Annotated in this window: 24 protein-coding genes; 22 read left to right on the top strand and 2 right to left on the bottom strand. The window is 35.5% G+C overall.

Going from position 1 to position 18,692, the window contains the following annotated elements; all coding sequences use genetic code 11:
- Positions 1 to 68 precede the first annotated feature (68 nt).
- The 6 genes from MHI57_RS07195 to MHI57_RS07170 all read left to right on the top strand — a co-directional run bounded on the left by MHI57_RS07195 (position 69) and on the right by MHI57_RS07170 (position 4,496).
- Positions 69 to 1,295, top strand: coding sequence for a DEAD/DEAH box helicase (locus tag MHI57_RS07195; protein WP_340975567.1), 1,227 nt, complete (start codon positions 69 to 71; stop codon positions 1,293 to 1,295).
- Complete coding sequence (locus MHI57_RS07190) at positions 1,292 to 1,609, top strand: hypothetical protein (protein ID WP_340975565.1); 318 nt, start codon at positions 1,292 to 1,294, stop codon at positions 1,607 to 1,609. Before MHI57_RS07195 ends, MHI57_RS07190 begins: the two co-directional genes overlap by 4 nt.
- Complete coding sequence (locus MHI57_RS07185; protein WP_340975563.1) at positions 1,609 to 1,890, top strand: VRR-NUC domain-containing protein; 282 nt, start codon at positions 1,609 to 1,611, stop codon at positions 1,888 to 1,890. Before MHI57_RS07190 ends, MHI57_RS07185 begins: the two co-directional genes overlap by 1 nt.
- Entirely contained in the window at positions 1,887 to 3,704 is a 1,818-nt protein-coding gene (locus MHI57_RS07180; RefSeq protein WP_340975561.1) for an AAA family ATPase, read from the top strand. The genes MHI57_RS07185 and MHI57_RS07180 overlap by 4 nt, the downstream gene beginning before the upstream one ends.
- Before the next feature lie 103 nt (positions 3,705 to 3,807).
- Positions 3,808 to 4,011: a hypothetical protein gene (locus MHI57_RS07175; RefSeq protein WP_340975560.1), complete on the top strand. Its 204-nt coding sequence runs from the start codon at positions 3,808 to 3,810 to the stop codon at positions 4,009 to 4,011.
- A 2-nt stretch (positions 4,012 to 4,013) separates the two neighbouring features.
- Positions 4,014 to 4,496: a DUF669 domain-containing protein gene (locus MHI57_RS07170; protein WP_340975558.1), complete on the top strand. Its 483-nt coding sequence runs from the start codon at positions 4,014 to 4,016 to the stop codon at positions 4,494 to 4,496.
- Positions 4,497 to 4,524: 28 nt separating this feature from the next.
- Here MHI57_RS07170 and MHI57_RS07165 read toward each other — a convergent pair whose 3' ends face one another.
- Positions 4,525 to 5,067, bottom strand: a complete 543-nt coding sequence (locus MHI57_RS07165; RefSeq protein ID WP_340975557.1) for a hypothetical protein — start codon at positions 5,065 to 5,067, stop codon at positions 4,525 to 4,527.
- A 55-nt stretch (positions 5,068 to 5,122) separates the two neighbouring features.
- Here MHI57_RS07165 and MHI57_RS07160 point away from each other — a divergent pair, with 55 nt between their 5' ends.
- Positions 5,123 to 6,811 carry a hypothetical protein gene (locus tag MHI57_RS07160; protein WP_340975556.1) on the top strand — a complete coding sequence of 563 codons (1,689 nt, stop codon included), beginning with the start codon at positions 5,123 to 5,125 and terminating at the stop codon, positions 6,809 to 6,811.
- A gap of 33 nt (positions 6,812 to 6,844) precedes the next feature.
- Here the strand turns inward: MHI57_RS07160 and MHI57_RS07155 are convergent, their stop codons facing one another.
- Positions 6,845 to 7,066 (bottom strand): hypothetical protein, encoded by a 222-nt coding sequence (locus MHI57_RS07155; RefSeq protein WP_340975554.1) that lies wholly within the window; start codon positions 7,064 to 7,066, stop codon positions 6,845 to 6,847.
- A gap of 102 nt (positions 7,067 to 7,168) precedes the next feature.
- Here MHI57_RS07155 and MHI57_RS07150 point away from each other — a divergent pair, with 102 nt between their 5' ends.
- The 15 genes from MHI57_RS07150 to MHI57_RS07080 all read left to right on the top strand — a co-directional run bounded on the left by MHI57_RS07150 (position 7,169) and on the right by MHI57_RS07080 (position 18,541).
- A complete protein-coding gene (locus tag MHI57_RS07150; protein ID WP_340975553.1) occupies positions 7,169 to 9,034 on the top strand; it encodes a DNA primase family protein in 1,866 nt (621 codons plus the stop codon).
- Between the two features lie 410 nt (positions 9,035 to 9,444).
- Positions 9,445 to 9,945, top strand: coding sequence for a sigma-70 family RNA polymerase sigma factor (locus tag MHI57_RS07145; protein ID WP_340975551.1), 501 nt, complete (start codon positions 9,445 to 9,447; stop codon positions 9,943 to 9,945).
- 62 nt (positions 9,946 to 10,007) lie between these two features.
- The gene (locus tag MHI57_RS07140; RefSeq protein WP_340975546.1) at positions 10,008 to 10,226 is read left to right on the top strand and encodes a hypothetical protein; all 219 of its coding nucleotides are present in this window, start codon (positions 10,008 to 10,010) and stop codon (positions 10,224 to 10,226) included.
- On the top strand, positions 10,210 to 10,566 hold the full coding sequence (locus MHI57_RS07135; protein WP_340975545.1) for an HNH endonuclease: 357 nt from the start codon (positions 10,210 to 10,212) through the stop codon (positions 10,564 to 10,566). The genes MHI57_RS07140 and MHI57_RS07135 overlap by 17 nt, the downstream gene beginning before the upstream one ends.
- Positions 10,567 to 10,686: 120 nt before the next feature.
- Positions 10,687 to 11,220, top strand: coding sequence for a phage terminase small subunit-related protein (locus tag MHI57_RS07130; RefSeq protein ID WP_340975542.1), 534 nt, complete (start codon positions 10,687 to 10,689; stop codon positions 11,218 to 11,220).
- A complete protein-coding gene (locus MHI57_RS07125; protein WP_340975539.1) occupies positions 11,217 to 12,941 on the top strand; it encodes a terminase large subunit in 1,725 nt (574 codons plus the stop codon). Before MHI57_RS07130 ends, MHI57_RS07125 begins: the two co-directional genes overlap by 4 nt.
- A 178-nt stretch (positions 12,942 to 13,119) precedes the next feature.
- A complete protein-coding gene (locus tag MHI57_RS07120; RefSeq protein WP_340975537.1) occupies positions 13,120 to 14,328 on the top strand; it encodes a phage portal protein in 1,209 nt (402 codons plus the stop codon).
- The gene (locus tag MHI57_RS07115) at positions 14,297 to 14,872 is read left to right on the top strand and encodes an HK97 family phage prohead protease (RefSeq protein WP_340975535.1); all 576 of its coding nucleotides are present in this window, start codon (positions 14,297 to 14,299) and stop codon (positions 14,870 to 14,872) included. The genes MHI57_RS07120 and MHI57_RS07115 overlap by 32 nt, the downstream gene beginning before the upstream one ends.
- The gene (locus MHI57_RS07110) at positions 14,865 to 16,229 is read left to right on the top strand and encodes a phage major capsid protein (protein WP_340975533.1); all 1,365 of its coding nucleotides are present in this window, start codon (positions 14,865 to 14,867) and stop codon (positions 16,227 to 16,229) included. The genes MHI57_RS07115 and MHI57_RS07110 overlap by 8 nt, the downstream gene beginning before the upstream one ends.
- Entirely contained in the window at positions 16,229 to 16,492 is a 264-nt protein-coding gene (locus tag MHI57_RS07105; protein WP_340975530.1) for a head-tail connector protein, read from the top strand. Before MHI57_RS07110 ends, MHI57_RS07105 begins: the two co-directional genes overlap by 1 nt.
- On the top strand, positions 16,470 to 16,802 hold the full coding sequence (locus MHI57_RS07100; protein WP_340975528.1) for a hypothetical protein: 333 nt from the start codon (positions 16,470 to 16,472) through the stop codon (positions 16,800 to 16,802). The genes MHI57_RS07105 and MHI57_RS07100 overlap by 23 nt, the downstream gene beginning before the upstream one ends.
- Entirely contained in the window at positions 16,792 to 17,127 is a 336-nt protein-coding gene (locus MHI57_RS07095) for a hypothetical protein (RefSeq protein ID WP_340975526.1), read from the top strand. Before MHI57_RS07100 ends, MHI57_RS07095 begins: the two co-directional genes overlap by 11 nt.
- Entirely contained in the window at positions 17,117 to 17,482 is a 366-nt protein-coding gene (locus MHI57_RS07090) for an HK97-gp10 family putative phage morphogenesis protein (protein WP_340975524.1), read from the top strand. Before MHI57_RS07095 ends, MHI57_RS07090 begins: the two co-directional genes overlap by 11 nt.
- A 12-nt stretch (positions 17,483 to 17,494) precedes the next feature.
- Complete coding sequence (locus MHI57_RS07085; protein ID WP_340975521.1) at positions 17,495 to 18,142, top strand: phage tail protein; 648 nt, start codon at positions 17,495 to 17,497, stop codon at positions 18,140 to 18,142.
- Positions 18,143 to 18,145: 3 nt separating this feature from the next.
- Entirely contained in the window at positions 18,146 to 18,541 is a 396-nt protein-coding gene (locus tag MHI57_RS07080; protein WP_340975518.1) for a hypothetical protein, read from the top strand.
- The last annotated feature ends 151 nt before the right edge of the window (positions 18,542 to 18,692 follow it).

Here is an 18,692-nt window from a genome sequence, read left to right as displayed (position 1 = left end):
CACTCTGCCAAGTGGTCCGCAAAAACAAATTTTCAATGAAAGTATAGCAAGGAAATGAAGTGATGTAAATGAAACTTTTCCCACACCAGGATAAAGCTCTTGATGATACTTATGAATACAATCGTGTTGCGTATTACCTAGATATGGGATTGGGAAAGACATTTGTTGGTAGTGAAAAGATGTGGGAACTCAACACCGCCTACAATCTTGTAATTTGCCAAAAATCCAAAATATCAGATTGGAAAGAGCATTTTGAATCTCACTATGATTACAAGGTTATTGTTTTCGATAAGCAAAAGTTAGATATCATCCCTCCTGAAAGTGTTCTGATTGTTAATTATGACAAGGTATGGAGACGACCCGAGCTATTAAAGTTAAGAGATTTCACCTTAATGTTGGACGAGTCATCCATGATTAAAAATGAAAAGTCAAATAGAAGTAAATTCATTCTTAATCTGGCAGCTGAAAACGTCATTTTACTATCAGGAACGCCCACTGGTGGCAAGTATGAGGAATTATGGAGCCAATTGTATTTACTAGGTTGGAAGATTAATAAAAAGCTTTTCCTGAAGCAATTCGTTAATCAGGAGTGGGATGATCGCAACCAACAATTTAAAATAACTGGTTATAAAAATGTGGACAGATTAAAACATAAGTTAAGAAGTCACGGGGCTATTTTCATGAAAACCGAAGAAGTTTTTAACCTTCCTATGGTGAACGACCAACATGTGAAGATACCTTGTACGAAAGCTTATAAGGAATTTAAACAACACCATATTATCCAAATTGGTGAGGATGAACTGATTGGAGATACTGCCGCAGCAAAGAAGCTATATTTACGCCAATTGGCAGGTTTCTACAATCAGCACAAATTGAATTATGTGAAAGACCTTATAGACAGTACCAATGATCGCATCATCATATTTTATAACTTTAAACGAGAATATGAAGCATTGGTAAGCATGATTGACAAACCTTACAGCACTGTAAATGGTTCATTAAAGGATTTAACCGCATATGAAAAGCAAGATAACAGTATCACGCTTATTCAGTACCAGGCGGGCGCTATGGGGCTTAATCTTCAAAAGGCTAACAAGATTGTTTATTTTACACTCACTGATAAAAGTGAGTTGTTTGAACAAAGCAAGAAGCGTATCCACCGAATTGGTCAAGAAAGACCTTGCTTTTACTATTACTTACTTACAGATGGGTCCATTGAATGGCGAATGCTTGATGTATTAAAAGAACGAAAAGATTATACAGATGCCTTATTCGAGAAGGAGGAAATTTCATGACAAACCAATTAACACCTTTTGAAAATAAATACTTGGCTCTTATGTCAGCAATCGCTTTTACAGCTCAACAAGAAAAGGAGATTGTAGCTAAAAATAAGGAATTGAAAGCTGATCTAGAAAAAGCTATGGATGAATACGACATTAAATCGATTGATAATCAGCTCTTAAAGATTACCAGAGTAGCAGCAAGCTCTTCCACTTCGGTTGATGTAAAGTCGCTCAAGGAAAAAGAGCCTGATCTGTATGGTGAGCTGATTGAGGATTATCCAAAAGTAACAAATAAAAAAGCATATGTGAAATTTACGGTGAAGTGATGCGTGAATCAGCCTTTCAGAAAAAAGTCATTAAGTTCTTAAAAGATAATGATACCTGGCATGTGAAATATTGGGCTGGTAGTCAGTACACCAAAGAAGGCATTCCCGATATTTTAGCCTGTATCGATGGAACATTCCATGGGATTGAATTAAAAACGGATACGGGACAACCTAGTAAGCTACAACTCTACAATATTCGTAAAATCAAGGATTCAGGTGGAGAAGCATACATACTTCGCCCAAAAGATTTTGAGTCCTGGAAAGAAAGGTGGTTCAAGTGACTCAATACTCTTATAGCCGTGTGTCACTTTTCAATGACTGCCCTTATCATTTTAAGCTTCGGTATATTGATAAATTAACCGAGTTAACAAAATATGATGCAGCTAACCCATTAATCATTGGACATGCTCTGCATACTGGCATTGAACATGATTATAAAACCGCAGAGAAGGAATACTTTAATTCTTTTCCTGTACTAACTGATTCAATCATTGAGGAATCTATGAAGCTAGAAATTTTAATCCCAAAAGTTAAAGAATTCTTACAAAGTACTTTTCCAGGCTTCGAGTTTATTCATGAATATAAGATTGATCATGAGGATTATATAGGCTTCGTAGATCTGATAGCAAAGGCACCAGATGGACAATGCATGGTAATTGATTTTAAGTATTCCAATCATATTAAAAACTACCTCACTTCTGGTCAGTTGCACATATATAGGGACTATTTGAAACAGGATGGATTTGATGTTAGAAAGCTCGCTTACTTGTTTGTACCCAAGACAAGCATTAAACAAAAAGATAATGAGGACTTGTTCCATTTTAGAAAAAGGCTAGTCAAAACAGTTGAAGAATCAGATGTCACGTTTGTTCCGATAGAATTTGATGAAATGGAAAGCATTTATTTTAAAAATTCTATAGCGAAAATTGAAGAAACAAAGGATTTTTCAAAAAAAAATGCTAGTGGAAACTGCTTTAGCTGTAATCCACGATTCGCTCCAATTTACTTGGAAGCTCTACAAAATGAAAAGGGAGAGATTATTATGGTATTGCCTAAAAATGAACGTAGAGAAAGAAAAATTGATGAAAGACCTGACTTTTGGATTTACGCAGATTCGTATGTTGGTAAGTCAACTTTCGTTGACAGTGTGGATAATGTTCTATTCCTCAACACTGACGGAAACACTGACAACACGACAGCACCAGTTGTACCAATTAAAGATGAAGTAACTAAAACTGGACGTGTTACCAATCGAAAATTAGCCTGGGATGTATTCTTAGATACTATCAGTGATTTAGAAACGGAAGCAAATGATTATGAAGCCGTTGCACTCGATCTAGTTGAGGATATTTACGAACATTGCCGTTACTATGTCTTTGATAAAAATGATTGGGAGCATGAATCTGATGGGTCATATGGTAAAGGGTGGTCAAAGGTAACTACTGAGTTTAACAATGCAATGAAGCGATTGAAAGCTTTAGGATACCAAGTAATTTACATCAGTAAAGAGAAGGTTGAGGAAATTACGCTTAAAGGTGGAGCAAAACGGACCACGTTCAAGCCTAACATTAATGACAAAGTAGCAAATTTCCTTACTGGTACTGTAGACCTCACTCTTAGAGCGTTCGTAAATTCAGATGATGAGCGATTCCTGCAATTAACTAAGAAACAAAATGTTTTCGGTGGCGGTCGTTTTGACTTCCAAGTTGATGTTATTTCACTAGATATGGATGAGTTTATTGAAGAGTTGATTGCTTCCCAAGAAGGTAAGAAAACGAAGAAGAAAGAGAAGCCTAAACGCACAGGGCGCACAAAGAAAGAAAATTCACCTGAAGAAGAAAATGAAAAAGTAAGTCAAGCAGCTGAAGAGGTTCAAGAAGAAACCAAAGAAGAGAAACCAAAGCGCAGCCGTAAAAAGCGTGAACCTGAGCCAGATGAGCAAGAAGATGACAAGCAAGAAGAAAAACCGAAGCGTCAGCGTAAATCTCGTAAGCCTGCTGAAGATGATACGCCACCAGGTGAGGAAGATAACAACGAAGATGAAGCAGAGGAAGAAGAAAAGCCCAAAACTCGTAAACGTCGGAGCCGTCGGTAGCAAAGCAGAAAGAGAAGATTATGACCCGTTTGCTAATGATGGAACCATTGATATAACTGATGATGATTTACCATTTTAATAAAACTATTTGGAGGTAATGGAAATGGCTAAATATGATTTGAATACTAAGGAGCAGCATTTTGCTACAACTCGTAAAGAAGCAGAGGTAATTGTGGAGGAAGCAAAGGAAGATAAGCATTTAACATCATGGAAGATAAGCGAGAAGCACAATAAATATGGTGAGTACTTCATCGTTGATTTGCAATTCACATTTAATACGCCAAAAGGCTTAATGGAGGTTGAATAATAATGACAGCATTCAATTGGGATAAATTTGATAAACAAGTAGATTTAGAAGCTCTTGCTGAAGATGTAAAAGAAGTTGAAGAAAATGGTGGTGGGGATTTTGACTCTGTACCAGATGGACAATATGAGGTTGAAGTGGAGAAGTTGGAGTTAAAGGAATCATCAAAGGGAGATCCGATGCTAACAATTTGGTTCAAAATTATTGAAGGAGATTACGAGAATCAACGTATTTTCTATAACAAAGTAATGCAGCCACAAAATGATAAAGCATTTGGTCTTCAGGTACATCAGAATAACGAAATGCTTCGTGCCCTATGGGATTGTGAAAAAGATGACGTGAAATTCACAGGATTCAAAGAGTACGCTGATTTAATTCTAGATATTCATGAGGATATTGACGGGCAATTTGAATATCTGCTTGAAAAGGGAACAAACAAAGGTGGCTTTGACACATTCGAGATTTTAGAAGTATTTGAAGTTGAATAATTGAATAAGGGGAGCAGAGATGCTCCCTTTAATTAAGATTTCCATTTGTAAGTATTCCCATAATAAAACCACTAATTGATGAAGCTAAGTTTGGATATTTTTTTAAGAAGTCATCGAACTTTTCCAGTAACCCAGGATTTAGTTCTTGTTCTTGAACAGTTTCAACAATTTCTATGGCAGTTGCTTTATCAGGTGGTTCAATTTCACGATCGATGAGAATCATTAAATCCTCAAAACTAATACCATAATTATTAGTTACAGTTCCATGATTACCGAAACTTGAACCGTTAGCGGTTCCAACATTAAACTGTTGACCAATTGTAGGAAGGTTTTCTTTACCATTTAAAAAGTCGTGTCCCTTTTTAGTAAGACTTATTCCATCTGCTAAAAAGCCACCTCCTTTAGATCTAAATACAATTTGTTTCATGGAGGTGGAAATGTAACCATTCTGATGGCAATCTTCCACTAACGAAAAGTATTGTTCATCATTCATTCCAGGTAAAGGCTCCTTAGTTAAACTATCATTTTTGATTCGTTCTAAAAGTAATTTAATTTGATCATCATAAGACAAGGAAATTTCCTCCAATTATTTTTTAGGACAATTATATCATAGAAGGAGTGAGAAGATGCTCTTTTATGACTTTGAGGTGTTTAAATATGACTGGGTTGTCGTTATAACCAACACTGAATATCAGTCGGAAGAAGTCATTGTTAATAATGAACAAGCCTTAATTGATTTTTACAATGAGCATAAGACTGACATATGGGTGGGTTATAATTCCCGCCATTATGATCAGTACATCTTAAAGGCAATCATATGTGGTTTTACACCACAAGAAATAAACGAGTGGATAATTGTGAAAAAAGAGCCAGGTTGGAAATTTTACAAAGACTTCTGGAAAATACAGCTTTTTAACTTTGATGTAATGACAAATAAATTTCGTTCATTAAAGCAGCTGGAAGGCTTCCAAGGTCATGATATTCGTGAGTCATCAGTTGACTTTACCATTGATAGCGAACTGACAAGTTCACAAGTTGATGAAGTTATAAAGTATTGTCGCCACGATGTACATGAAACTATGCATATTTTTATGGAGACAATAACGGAGTTTGAATCTCAGATTGAACTACTGAAAATGTTCAATTTACCATTAAAGAATATATCTAAAACGAAGGCGCAGTTATCTGCTTTTATCCTGGATGCTAAACAACCAAAGGTGCCACGAAATGATGAGTTTGATTTCTCTTTTCCCAATACATTACGTATTGATAAATATAAAGAAGTGCTGAATTTTTATATGGAAAACAAAGATTATAAAAAGGTATTTGAAACAGAAATTGCTGGTGTTCATCACATCTTTGCATGGGGTGGGTTACATGGGGCTAGGAGTAATTATTATGGGACAGGTTGCTTTCTTAATATTGATGTAGCTAGTTACTACCCTGCATTAATGATTGAATACGGATATTTAAGCCGCAATGTGAAAAATCCTGATAAGTTCAGAGAGATCCGTGACAGAAGACTGGAGTATAAGGCAGCAAAAGACAAGCGTCAGGCTCCATTGAAAATCGTAATTAATGGGACATATGGAGCGATGAAAGATAAATACAACGGCCTTTATGATCCGTTGATGGCCAATAATGTTTGCATAGGTGGCATGACGTTGCTCCTTGACCTAATAGAAAAATTAGAGCCTCATTGTGACATTATCCAATCCAATACCGATGGTGTCTTAGTAAAGTTACGTCATTGTGATGATTATGAGTTGATTGATGATATTTGTCATGAATGGGAGCAGCGTACTCATATGGAACTTGAGTTTGAGGAATTTACAAAGGTCATTCAAAAAGATGTAAATAATTATATCATCGTTGATGCAGATGGAAATTATAAATCAAAAGGCTCCTATGTAAAACACTTATCACCATTAGACAATGATTTGCCTATAGTTAATGAAGCTATCGTTAATTATTTTGTGAAAGGTATTGATCCGGAAGAAACCATTTTCAATTGCAAGGATCTGATTAAGTTTCAAAAGATAGTAAAGGTGAGTAACAAATATGATTATGCCAGATATGGCAGAAAGAGAATGAATGAGCGTGTTTTTCGCGTATTTGCTTCAGTAGATAAAAATGACCATACATTGTCGAAAGTTAAGAATGGTTCTTCTGAAAAAATACCTTATGTGCCGGAACGTTGTTTCATCGAGAATGGAGATATAAAAAAAATGGAAGTGCCAGGTAAGTTAGATTATTGGTGGTATCTTGATTTGGCAGTAGATAGGATAAATGCTTTTCTAGGAGATGACAAATAAAATCGGGATACAAACTTGTATCCCAAAGTAGTTTTATAGTTGTTCAGCTAATTCCATTACTAAATGTGTAATGTCTCCATTAGTGGTAACTATTTTTTCTTTGTCAGGGAAAGCCCTTTTACCAGTGTGTACATCTTCAATGAATACTACTTTCGTTGAGGTAACTTCGTTTATGCAAACTATTACTTCTTTTGATGCAGCTTGTACAACGAAAAAACGCACTTTATTATTTTCTAGCCAACTAGGAATACTCAAAATAATTCCTCCTTTCAAAATGATAGTTAAATAATACTTCTTTAAGTAAATTATGTAAATTAAATAGTTTTATATATGCAGTAAAAAAGTAGGTGAGTGAATATGTACAAAGGATACTTAAAAGGAAACGGTAAACATGCAGCAACCTCCTTCAAAGATGGTGGTAAATTACTTTCTTATCATACAGCAAGAAAAGAAGATTCATTTGTAGGGATTTTAGGTGATGAGTTCATAATGGTTGATGTAGATGATATGGATGAAGCAGAAACGCTTTTCGATATCGTGGAAGATAAAGATATAAAATGTTCAGTTCTTGAAACAAATAACGGTATGCATTTCTATTTTAAAGGATATGATATAACTGCCAACAAGATTAAATGGTATTCAAATATAGGTATTCTTTGTGATTACAAATTAGGCATTAGAAATACTGGAGATCCTCTAAAAATAGATGGTGTAACTCGGAAGTGGATTCGCAAGGTAAATGAACATGAACCACTGCCAGCATGGTTATATCCATACAATAAAAAGAATCCCAACTTAAACAAATTATCTGAAGGTGATGGGCGCAATGATAAGCTTTTCACCTATATATTAAAAATGCAGTCACAAGGTATGGCTAAGAATGACATTAAAGAAACTATATCAATCATTAATTCTTATATCCTGGATGATCCAGTAGATAAAAGCGAATTAAACATTATCTTACGTGATGAAGCGTTTTTGAAGGAATCATTTTTCATCAAGAATGCTTTCCAGCATGAGAAGTTTGGCAATTTCCTAATTAACGAGCATCACATATGCAAGATTGCTAACTTGTTGCATATATACCAGGATGGTGTTTATTCAGATAAGCAAGATGATATAGAAAGTGCAATGATTGGTCATATTCCATCATTAAAGAGAATGCAACGTCAGGAGACATTGGCATATTTACAGTTGAAAGCGCCAATTAAAACCTTTGCTTCTACCAAATATGTACCAGTGAAAAACGGTATTTTCAATTTAGAGAAATGGCAGCTACAGGACTTTGATCCAAATATCATCACTCGTAATAAAGTGCCAGTTGCTTATGTGAAAGATGCTCATTATGATGTGACGGATAACACATTAAATAAGATGGCAGTTAATGATAAGAATATCCGTGCCATTTTGGAAGAAATATTAGGTTACATTTTATTTAGAAGAAATGAATTTGCTGCCACATTTATTCTCACTGGTGATGGGTCTAATGGTAAATCATCTTATCTTAAAATTATCCGTAAGTTAGTTGGTCCTGATAATACCGCATCTTTGGATTTAAAGGAGCTAGACCAACGATTTAAAACAGCTGAATTGTTTGGAAAGCTAGTAAACATTGGTGATGATATTTCTAAAGGGTATATCAAAGAATCATCCGTTTTCAAAAAACTTTCTACAGGTGAGACATTGAACGTTGAAAGAAAGGGTAAGGATCCTTTTGATTTCACCAATTATGCAAAGTTAATTTTCTCAGCCAATGAAATGCCCAGGATTAATGATTATAGTGATGGGTTAGGGAGACGATTGCAGATTGTACCATTTAAAGCTAAATTCTCACCTGATGATGAGGATTACGATCCATTCATTACAGACAAGCTTTTATCTGAAGAATCGATGCAATACATTTTAAATATCGCTCTCCACGCATTAAAACGATTATTGAAGAACAATAAGTTTACTAAATCTAAACTGGTTGAATCGGAAATGGAGAAATACCAGGAAGAAAACAATCCTATTCTTTCATTCATTAACAATGAAGATATCGAATTAGAGCGTAGTGTGGTTGGTGATGTATACATGCAGTATAAAGTTTATTGTTCCGAAAATGGATTTCAAGCCGTTAGCAATATCAGCTTTAGTAAGATGGTTAAGCACATATTTGGTTATACAACTAAGCAACAAAAAATAGACGGTAAAAACAAAAGATTATTCGTTTTAAAAGATTAATATTTTTTTCGCTTGACCAAAATTAGTCACAGGGGTTAGCGCAAGCCTTGGTATATAAATGTTTTCATTTTCCCTTTGACCATTTTTGGTCACGAAAATAGCTGAAATTAGGCTGATTTTTGACCATTTTCATTAAAAATATACCTAAATGCGTTACCCTGTTACCTTTTAGTTACCGTGATAAATCCCTTTATATCAGTACTTCATAGGGTGTCGGTAACAGGTAACAGATAAAATCACTTTCTTATATATAAATATATATAAATAAAATATAAAAATATATAAAGAAAATAAGGGGGTAAATGCGCTACCTTTTATCTTGAAAACATCAAGAAATGCATACATATCAAGGGTTCAAGGAGGTAACAGAAGGTAACGCATTTTTATAAAAAAGGCAGGTGCATGTGTAAATGAGGGTGTTAATTGCTGAATATAAGAGATCATTACGCCTTGCCAGGACAATGAGACGGAAAATAAAGCATGTAAATCATAAATCATTAAAAGATGAAGAAGATGAAAAAGTACTTTCTAGTATTATTTCAGACTTAGTTTTTACTATAGAGTGGTTAAGAAGAGGACATAATCCAGATGCAAGGCGTGGCATTGATAAGAATGGTGTTTACATTACTGATCCTTCTGTATTAGATGTCCTTCCTATAAATCAACAAGGTCCAAGTGAAAAAGACTTCACTCAATATGAAAAAGAAATAGTTGAAGATGCTTTATGTACATTGAGTGATAGAGAGAAAGAGATTTTCTTATTAATCAAAGTTGAAGGCATTACATTTGATTATGCTTCTGAATTACTCGGTATTAAGAAAAGTACAGTTCAAACCCACTTAAAACGAGCAGAAATGAAAATAGAGCAAAGAAAGAATGAGAGTCTATTCCTAAGAGCCTTATGTGAATAGGCTCTTTTTTGTCATACAAATGATGTATATATAGAAGGGCTATTTTAAAGGAGATGACTAATATGCACGTATTCATGAGAAAGACCGCACAAGGTAATGAGTACTGGGATACTAAGGAGAAGAAAGTTGTATTTGTTCCAGTAGGTTCTGTTTCTCCATCCTTAGAGTCAATGAACATACCACAGTTAAAGAAGTATGCAGCTGATAACAATATCGAAATACCAGCTGAAGCAAAGAAGAAAGAAGATATTCTAAAGGCGATCAATGAAGTATTGCAGTGAGCAAGGGTGTAGGACATACGTTTCATCAGGTAGATATTGTGAAGCACATCAGCGCAGGAAAAAGAAGAAGGTTGTTTATTCACACAATAAATCATTCTATGCTACTGATGAATGGAAGTTCAAACGTTCTGAAGTATACCAGAGAGAGAAAGGCTGCTGCCAAGAGTGCGGTAAGTTCGTATTCGGTAGACAAGCTCATGTGCATCATATTGTACCAATTAAAGTTGATCCATCATTAAAGTTAGATGATGACAATCTAATGCTCCTTTGTCCAAAGTGTCACATGATTATAGAGAATGAGACGAATGAGAAAAAGACGAAGTTTAATTGGAAACTGTAAGCCCCCCTATCGAAAAAGAAAGATAGTCCATTTTGGGAGGATAGGTAGAGTGGGGGCAAGCGTGCACCTCAAATTGATTTTTTTAAAATTTTTATTACTGCAAAGAGAGGGGGGAATGGGTTGCCGAGGAAAAGAGATCCTAACAGAGATAAAGCATTTGAATTATTTAACGAACACGCTGGAAACATTACCAATCGTGAAATAGCGAAACAATTAGATGTTTTGGAAAAGACTATTTCCGCCTGGAAGAGCCGTGATAAATGGAATGAAAAAATAGGCGGTGTTGTTCGTAGTACTACAAAAAAGAAGAAACGTAGTACGACAAAAGCAAAAGAAAGTTCTAGCCGTTCCGTTAGACGTGAACAAGTTGTCAATGCATTAGTCGAAACTGGCACCTATTCCCCTGCTTTGGAATTATTGATTGAGCTTTATTTGGATGCATACGAAGAATACCAGGAAGAAAGAACAGAGAAATTGCGTAAAGAATTAGCGAAGCTTCTTGGTCAACTTGGTTTGGACGGTAAAAACAAGGAATTAATTAAGAAAAATGGTGTTCTCCTTGCAAAAGAGAGCGAAGAACCTAAAGAGAAAGAAGAACAGGAAGAAAACAATAAATTAATTCAGTTTAGACAGCGAAGGATGCGCAGCCAATGATAGATTTCAGTGTGAATTATGCAGATGAATTTGTTAAAGAGTTTGATGCGGATCCTAATAAATATCCGAAGTCTCTTAAACTAGCCATTAAAAGATATAAGAAATGGAAAAAGAGGAAGGATATTTGGTTTGATAATGACAAAGCCAATGACATGCTTTATTTTACAGAAACATTTCTAAAGCATGCCAAGGGAAAATGGGCTGGACAGCCTTTATTATTGGAATCCTGGCAAAAGTTCTTTTTTGCTAACATTTATGGATGGCAAAAATACAACAAAGATGGAAATGCGGTAAGAGTAATTAGAACAGCTTACCTCCAAGTACCGAAGAAAAACGGAAAAACAATTATGGGTGGTTCCCCTGTTATTTATGGCATGTATGGTGAAGGTGTTAAAGGTGCCGATATTTACATTTCAGCAAATACATTTGAGCAATGTCAAAATGCAGCCATTCCAATTGGACTTACCATTGAAAATAGTCCAGATTTAAGACCAGGTACACGTATATATAAGGGTAAGGAAGATACTATAAGGTCAATCAAATATTCTTTTGTTGAAGATGGTATAAAATATGCAAATACATTAAAAGTACTTTCGAAAGATAATGCAGGGAATGAAGGTAAAAACCCGTACATTAACTATTTCGATGAGGTCCATGCTCAAATGGATCGTGAGCAATATGATAACTTGCGTTCTGCCCAAATTGCTCAAGAAGAACCACTCAATATAATTACATCTACAGCTGGTAAACAAACGGGTTCTCTTGGTTCGCAAATTCATGCATACGGAAAGGAAGTATTGAAGAAAAATAACGATGATTCCTGGTTTGTTATGATATATGAACCAAACAAAGGGTACGATTGGGAAGATCGCAAAGTATGGATGATGGTTAACCCTAACATTGGTGTTTCTGTAAATATGGAATTCTTGGAGAATGCCTTTAAAGAAGCACAAAACAATAGCTTTAATCGTGCCGAGTTTCTTTCCAAGCATTTAAATGTTTTTGTCAATTATGCAGAAACTTATTTTGAACTGGACCAATTGGAAAAAGTAGAAGTGGATGATTTAGGTGAATTGGAAGGACTCACTTGTGTGGTTGGTATTGATTTATCTAGGCGAACCGATTTAACATGCGTAGATATTAATTTTCCAACTTATGATGAGGAAGGAAAACCAGTATTGAAATTTAAACAAATGTATTTCATCCCTGAGTTTGGTATTGAAGAGAAAGAGCAGCAACGAAATGTCCCATATCGTGAATTAGCTAAGAGGGGATTTGTCACACTATGTCCTGGCAAAACGATTGATGAAGATATGGTGGATGAATATGTGCAATGGGTTTTTGATAATTATGATTTGCGTCAGATTAATTATGACCCTGCCCTTGCTGAAAAATTAGTAGAGCGGTGGCGAATGCTGGGTATTGATTGTATTGAAGTATCACAAATTCCAACTGTAATGAATGAACCATTTGATGATTTTGAAACATTGTTATTACAAGAAAGGGTTTTTACGGATAATCCTTTATTTTTATTTTGTGCGTCAAATGCCAAGATAGTTACCAATATGAATAATTTGAAAGTACCTTCAAAGCGAAAAAGCCCCGAACATATAGATGGGTTTGTCGCTTTTTTAATTGCTCATAAAGAAACTATGAACATGATGGATCCTTTAGTTGAGCCTGAAGAAATGGACGATTACTTAGCATCAATTTATAGATGAGGTGGAAAAAATGAGTAAAGCACCGAAACAAAGTTTTTACTGTATGAATTGTGAATGGAACATCATAGATACCCATAAACATTTAGACGGAATTTGTTGTCCTAAATGCAAAGGTCCTGTAACAACTTGGAAAAGAAAATAATTCATTACCTAATCTATTATGAAAGGCGGTGATTAATTGGGATTACGTAATTGGGCATCAAATTTTATTTACAAGCAAATTGAAAAGCGTGGTTGGGTTGAGGATATTTTCTCTAATACTATTCGTTATGGTGGTAGATATGTAAATGATGAAAATATACTCGAGTCGTCTGATGTATATGAGTTGCTGCAAGACATAAGTAATCAGTTAATGTTGGCTGAGATAGTTGTCGAGGATGACAACGGCAATGAGATTAAAAATGATTCATCGCTTAATGTTTTGAAAAACCCTAACAATTATCTTACTGGTTCAGAGTTTATTAAACTCATGACTAATACTTATTTACTGCAAGGAGAGGTTTTCCCTGTGCTAGACGGTGACAAGTTACACCTGGCATCCAATGTTCATACTGAACTAGATGATAGGCTAATCGAGCAATTTTCCATTAATGGCACGAAGATACCTGGCTTTATGATTCGTCATATTAAAAATATAGGCACTAACCATTTGCAGGGTGTCGGCTTGATGCAGTTAGGTAAGGATACATTGGAAGGTGTTATGAGCGCAGAAAAGGTCCTTACAGACAAATATAAAAAAGGTGGACTATTAGCATTCCTTTTAAAACTTGACGCTCATATTAACCCGCAGAATGGCGCACAATCAAAATTAATAAAAGCCATCCTGGACCAATTAGAACAAATAGAAGAATCTAGATCAGTGAAAATGATTCCATTAGGGAAAGGGTACGAGATAGACACGCTAGAAAGCCCCATAGACGACCAAAAAACATTGGCATACCTAAATATCTATAAAAAGGATTTAGGCAAGTATTTGGGCATAAATGTGGACACATACACGTCTCTAATAAAAACAGACTTAGAGAAGGCAATGATGTACCTCCATAACAAAGCAGCCAAGCCGATAATGAAAATCTTTGAAGAGCATTTGACTCTTCTTTTTTTTGGCTCAAATTCCAATAAGAAAATAAAATTTAAGATTAATATTTTAGACTTTGTTCCATACAGCACTAAGACAAATATTGCTTATAACTTAGTTCGTACAATGATAGCTTCACCAGATGATGCTAGAGACATATTAGGTAAAGATAAATTAAACACGCCTGAATCTAGCAAGCTTTATATTTCTAAAGATTTAATTGCCAGTGAGGATTTAGGAAAAGCCACAGCTGACAGCTTGAAGGGAGGTGATGGAAATGACAAAGAAAAAGGAAACGAGGACATTTGACATCACCAACGTTGAGAAGCGTGATGGTGAAAACCAATCCCTAAGAGTAAGCGGTTATGCAGCTGTATTTAATTCTAAAACATCCATTGGTGAATACTTTGAGGAAATGATTAGTCCAGGCGCTTTCTCACGTACACTTTCTGAGAATGGTGATATTAGGGCGCTAATTAACCATAATTTTGACAAGTTAATTGGTCGTACTAAAAGCGGCACGTTAATTTTATCTGAAGATGAACGTGGCTTAAAGTTTGAAATTGATTTACCTAATACCACTTATGCAACAGATTTAGCTGTGAGTATGGCGAGAGGTGATATTAATCAATGTTCATTTGGTTTCTTTGCAACTGAAGAAAGTTGGGATTACTCTATAGAGCCAGCATTAAGGACTGTTAATGAAGCCGAGCTATTTGAAATTAGTATTGTGAGCATACCAGCATATGAAAATACTGAGGTGGCTCTTGTTCGTAGTAAGGAAATTGATGAGAATGCTGAAAAGCGTTTGAAAATAATAAAACAAATTAAGGGAGTTTTGGAGAATGAATAAAAAATTATTGTTAGCTATACAAAAAAGAAATAAGCAGCGTTTAACGGAGCTTCGTACTAAGTTAGAAAAAAATGAAGTTCGTGCAGAGGATTTAGAAAGTGTACAAACAGAAGTAAAAGAACTTGCTGAAGAAGCCCAGGCAATTGCTGATTCATTAGCCGAGTTAGGTGATGATCCCGAAGATCCACCAGCTGACCCAGAGGATCCACCAGCAGATCCAGAAAATCGAGATGAAGATCCACCAGCTGACCCAGAGGACCCGCCAGCAGATCCAGAAAATCGTTCTAGTATTTCTACCGAGCAACGTGATGGAATTATGAGTGCCATTGGTAAAGGCTTATCTACACGTGGTCATAAATCAACCAAGGCAAAGGAAAAAGAAGTTCGTTCAGCATTTGCTAATTTTGTTGTTGGTAAAATTACAGAAGCTGAAGCACGCTCATTAGGTGTAGAAGCTGGGAATGGTTCCGTTACAATTCCAGAAGTTATCGCTACGGAAATCATTACTTATGCCCAGGAAGAAAACTTATTACGTAAATATGGATCTCGTCATAAAACAAAGGGTAATGTCAAATATCCTGTCCTTGTTAAAAAGGCTGAAGCTAATGTTAATAAGAAAGAGCGTGGAAACGGTAATGAGATTCCAGAAACGTCTATTGAATTCGATGAAATCTTGCTTGATCCAGCTGAGTTCGATGCATTGGCAACCGTGACAAAAAAATTAATGAAAATGTCAGGTGTTAATGTTGAAGATATTGTAATCGAAGAATTAAAGAAAGCTTATGTTCGTAAAGAAACAAATTATATGTTTAATGGTAATGATTCTGGAAATGAAAACCCTGGTGCACTTGCGAAAAAAGCAGTTAAATATTACGAGTCTACACCTGTAGATGTAAATGCTGCTGGATATTCTCAATCGCTGTATTCACAACTTGTAAAATTAAAAGGACAACCAGTAACGGAAGTTCTTAAAAAATCAATGTGGATTGTCAACCGTGCGGCATTAACAATTTTAGAGGATATGACTGACACAACAGGTCGCCCCCTTTTACACCAAGATGCAACTGATGGTGTAGGTTACAAGCTACTTGGTCATAAATTGGATTTCACCGATGCAGCTAATGGAACCGATGCAACTAAACCAGTATTCTATTTTGGTGATTTTAAAGCATTCCATATCCAAGATGTTATTGGTGCGATGGAACTTCAAAAATTAATTGAAAAATATGCAGGTACAAACAAAGTAGGTTTCCAAATCTATAACTTACTAGATGGACAACTTGTGTATTCTCCATTCGAGCCTGCGGTATATCGTTATGAAGTTGGACAAGCGGACCCTAATGCTGGTGGTGCTTAATGAATGATGAGCTTGTCGCTAAATTAAAGTCGCATATTCATTGGGAAGAGGGGATGGATGATTCCATGCTCTCTTTTTATTTAAACCAGGCAAAAGTATATGTTAAAAATGCTACTGGAAAGCAAACAGAGTATTTAATCATAATGGTTGCTGGTATTTTCTATGAGTATCGAGTGGCAGAAAAAGAATTATCTGAAGCGTTAGATGCCATGACACCTTTCTTTGTCCAGGAGGTTTATGATGCCGAAGAGACAGACGAATAATTTAAAGTGGACTGCTGAACTTATGCGTTTAGAGGAATACATTGATTCTGAAACAGATAGACCAGTGACAGGATATGTCAAAGTAAGGGGACTAAAGTATAACAACCTTGGCATTACCGCAGCGGATAAATTCACTTTTAAAGATTCACAAGAAATCATGAAAAAAATAGAGACTCGCTTAGATCGTGAGGTTGAAAATAATCAAGATGATTTTCGAGTCAAAATTAATGAGCGTATCTATGACATAGAGCGCCTATATGTGCGTGAAGAAGAGCGCATTATGGAGTTGAGTTTGTCTTATGCAGATTAATTTTCAACAATTACGAACCATTATGAAAGAGTCGGGTTTGCCAGTCTATCGTGATAGTGAGCCTAACAATGCAACTTATCCGTATATTGTTTACGAATTTGTTAATGAGACGCACAAACGTGCCTCGAATCGAGTTTTAATAGATATGCCCTTGTATCAGATAGCAATTATCACAAACGGCACAGAAACGGCTTGTAAGCCGTTAAAAGAGGTGTTCAATAAATATAGTGTTCCTTATGATCAGTTTGAAGGCTATCCATATGATGAAAATGATTCTACCATCACACAATTTATTACAAATGTGAGGTGCGCCAATGAACAATAACAATGGTTTCGCCCAAGCTTTAGAAGATATAAACACCTTGGCTCGTGTGGATAGCAATGTTAGCCAAAGGAATCTTGATAAAGCAGCAAAATATTTTGTTCGTAAGCTTGAAGGTAAAATAAAAAAATCTGATAGAAACACTAAGCACTTGAGGGATAGCTTAAAAGTGGTCATCAAAGACGATCATGTGTCTGTCCAGTTTGAGAGTGATAAGTTTTATTGGTATATGGTCGAGCATGGGCACCGAAAATCGAATGGTAAAGGACGAGTAAAAGGGCAGCACTTTGTACGTAATACAATAGATCAAGAGATTGAGAAAATAAAAGATATTATGATGGGACAATTAATAGATTAGGAGTGAGAAAAATTGACAATTGAACGTAAAGAAATGCAATACTCTGTGGGTATTGAAGATTTGTTTATTTGTTTTATGTCAGGGCAAGAATCAGCTGATGAATTACCAACGTATGATCCAATTATTTATCAGCAAACAAATATAACTGATTTAACTATTTCAGCAACATCAACGAATGTTGTTAAATGGGCTTCAAACAAGAAAATCATCAATGTAACAAAAAACTCAGCTTATGGATTGGCATTTAATCTATCTGGTTTAAATCGTGAAGTTAAAGATAAGATGTTTGGTCATACTCGTATTAAAGGGATTTCTTTTGATAAGTCAGTGGCAATGGAGTACCCTAAATTCGCAGTAGGAACTGTTTTCCCATTAAATGATGGTACTAAGGTTGTTAGGTGGTATCCTCGTTGTACTATTACGCCAAATGAAGAATCTTGGGTGACACAAAATAATGAAATGACTATTAATGATACTGCTTATTCAATTACTGCGGACCCGTTGCTTTTTAATGATGTGACGAAAGCAGAATTAGACACAGGGGCGTTAGAAGCGGCAGGCATTACTCATATGGACTTTTTAAAACAGGTGGTATGTGATGAATCACAAATTGCAACCTTATTTCCTTCAGATGGAGGAAGCGGAGAAGGTGGGGCTTAATAGATGGCTAGATTAAATGATTTAGTAAACGTAAATATCAATAAAGACACGATTAGGATTCAAGGTGTCGATATACCAGTAAAATTCACTATGAAGTCTTTCCCGTTTGTCGAAGAAGCCTACGGGAAGCCGTATCATTTATTTGAGAAAGATGTAAACAATATGTTAAAAAAAGAATTTAAGCTTGGGAAGAATGAAGTACGCTTAATGATTGCTCTTATATATGGCATGGTAAGGAGTGCTGGTACAGATTGCACACCGCATGAATTAGAGGGGTCCATCCCTATTGCAGATTTACCTGGCATTTTTGGTGTCGCTTTTGATCTGTTTAATAACCAAAATTTCCAAAATGCTGATGCGGAGAGAATCAAATCCGAAAAAAAGTCCAAAACATACTAACAAAAAATGATGAGTCTCAATCCGAACTGGATTGGGATTTTTATTTTTATGTTGGTAATACGGTGTTGGGCTTGAGTATGGAAGACTTCTGGAACATTACACCTAATCATTTCCTCAAACAATTTATTATGCATTTGCGATATACCAACCC

This window comes from Cytobacillus sp. FSL K6-0129 (assembly GCF_038007625.1).
In the GTDB taxonomy this organism is placed as follows: domain Bacteria; phylum Bacillota; class Bacilli; order Bacillales; family Cytobacillaceae; genus Cytobacillus; species Cytobacillus kochii.
The sequence above is the reverse complement of the archived record's forward strand: the minus strand, read 5'-3'. Positions and strand labels throughout refer to the sequence as shown.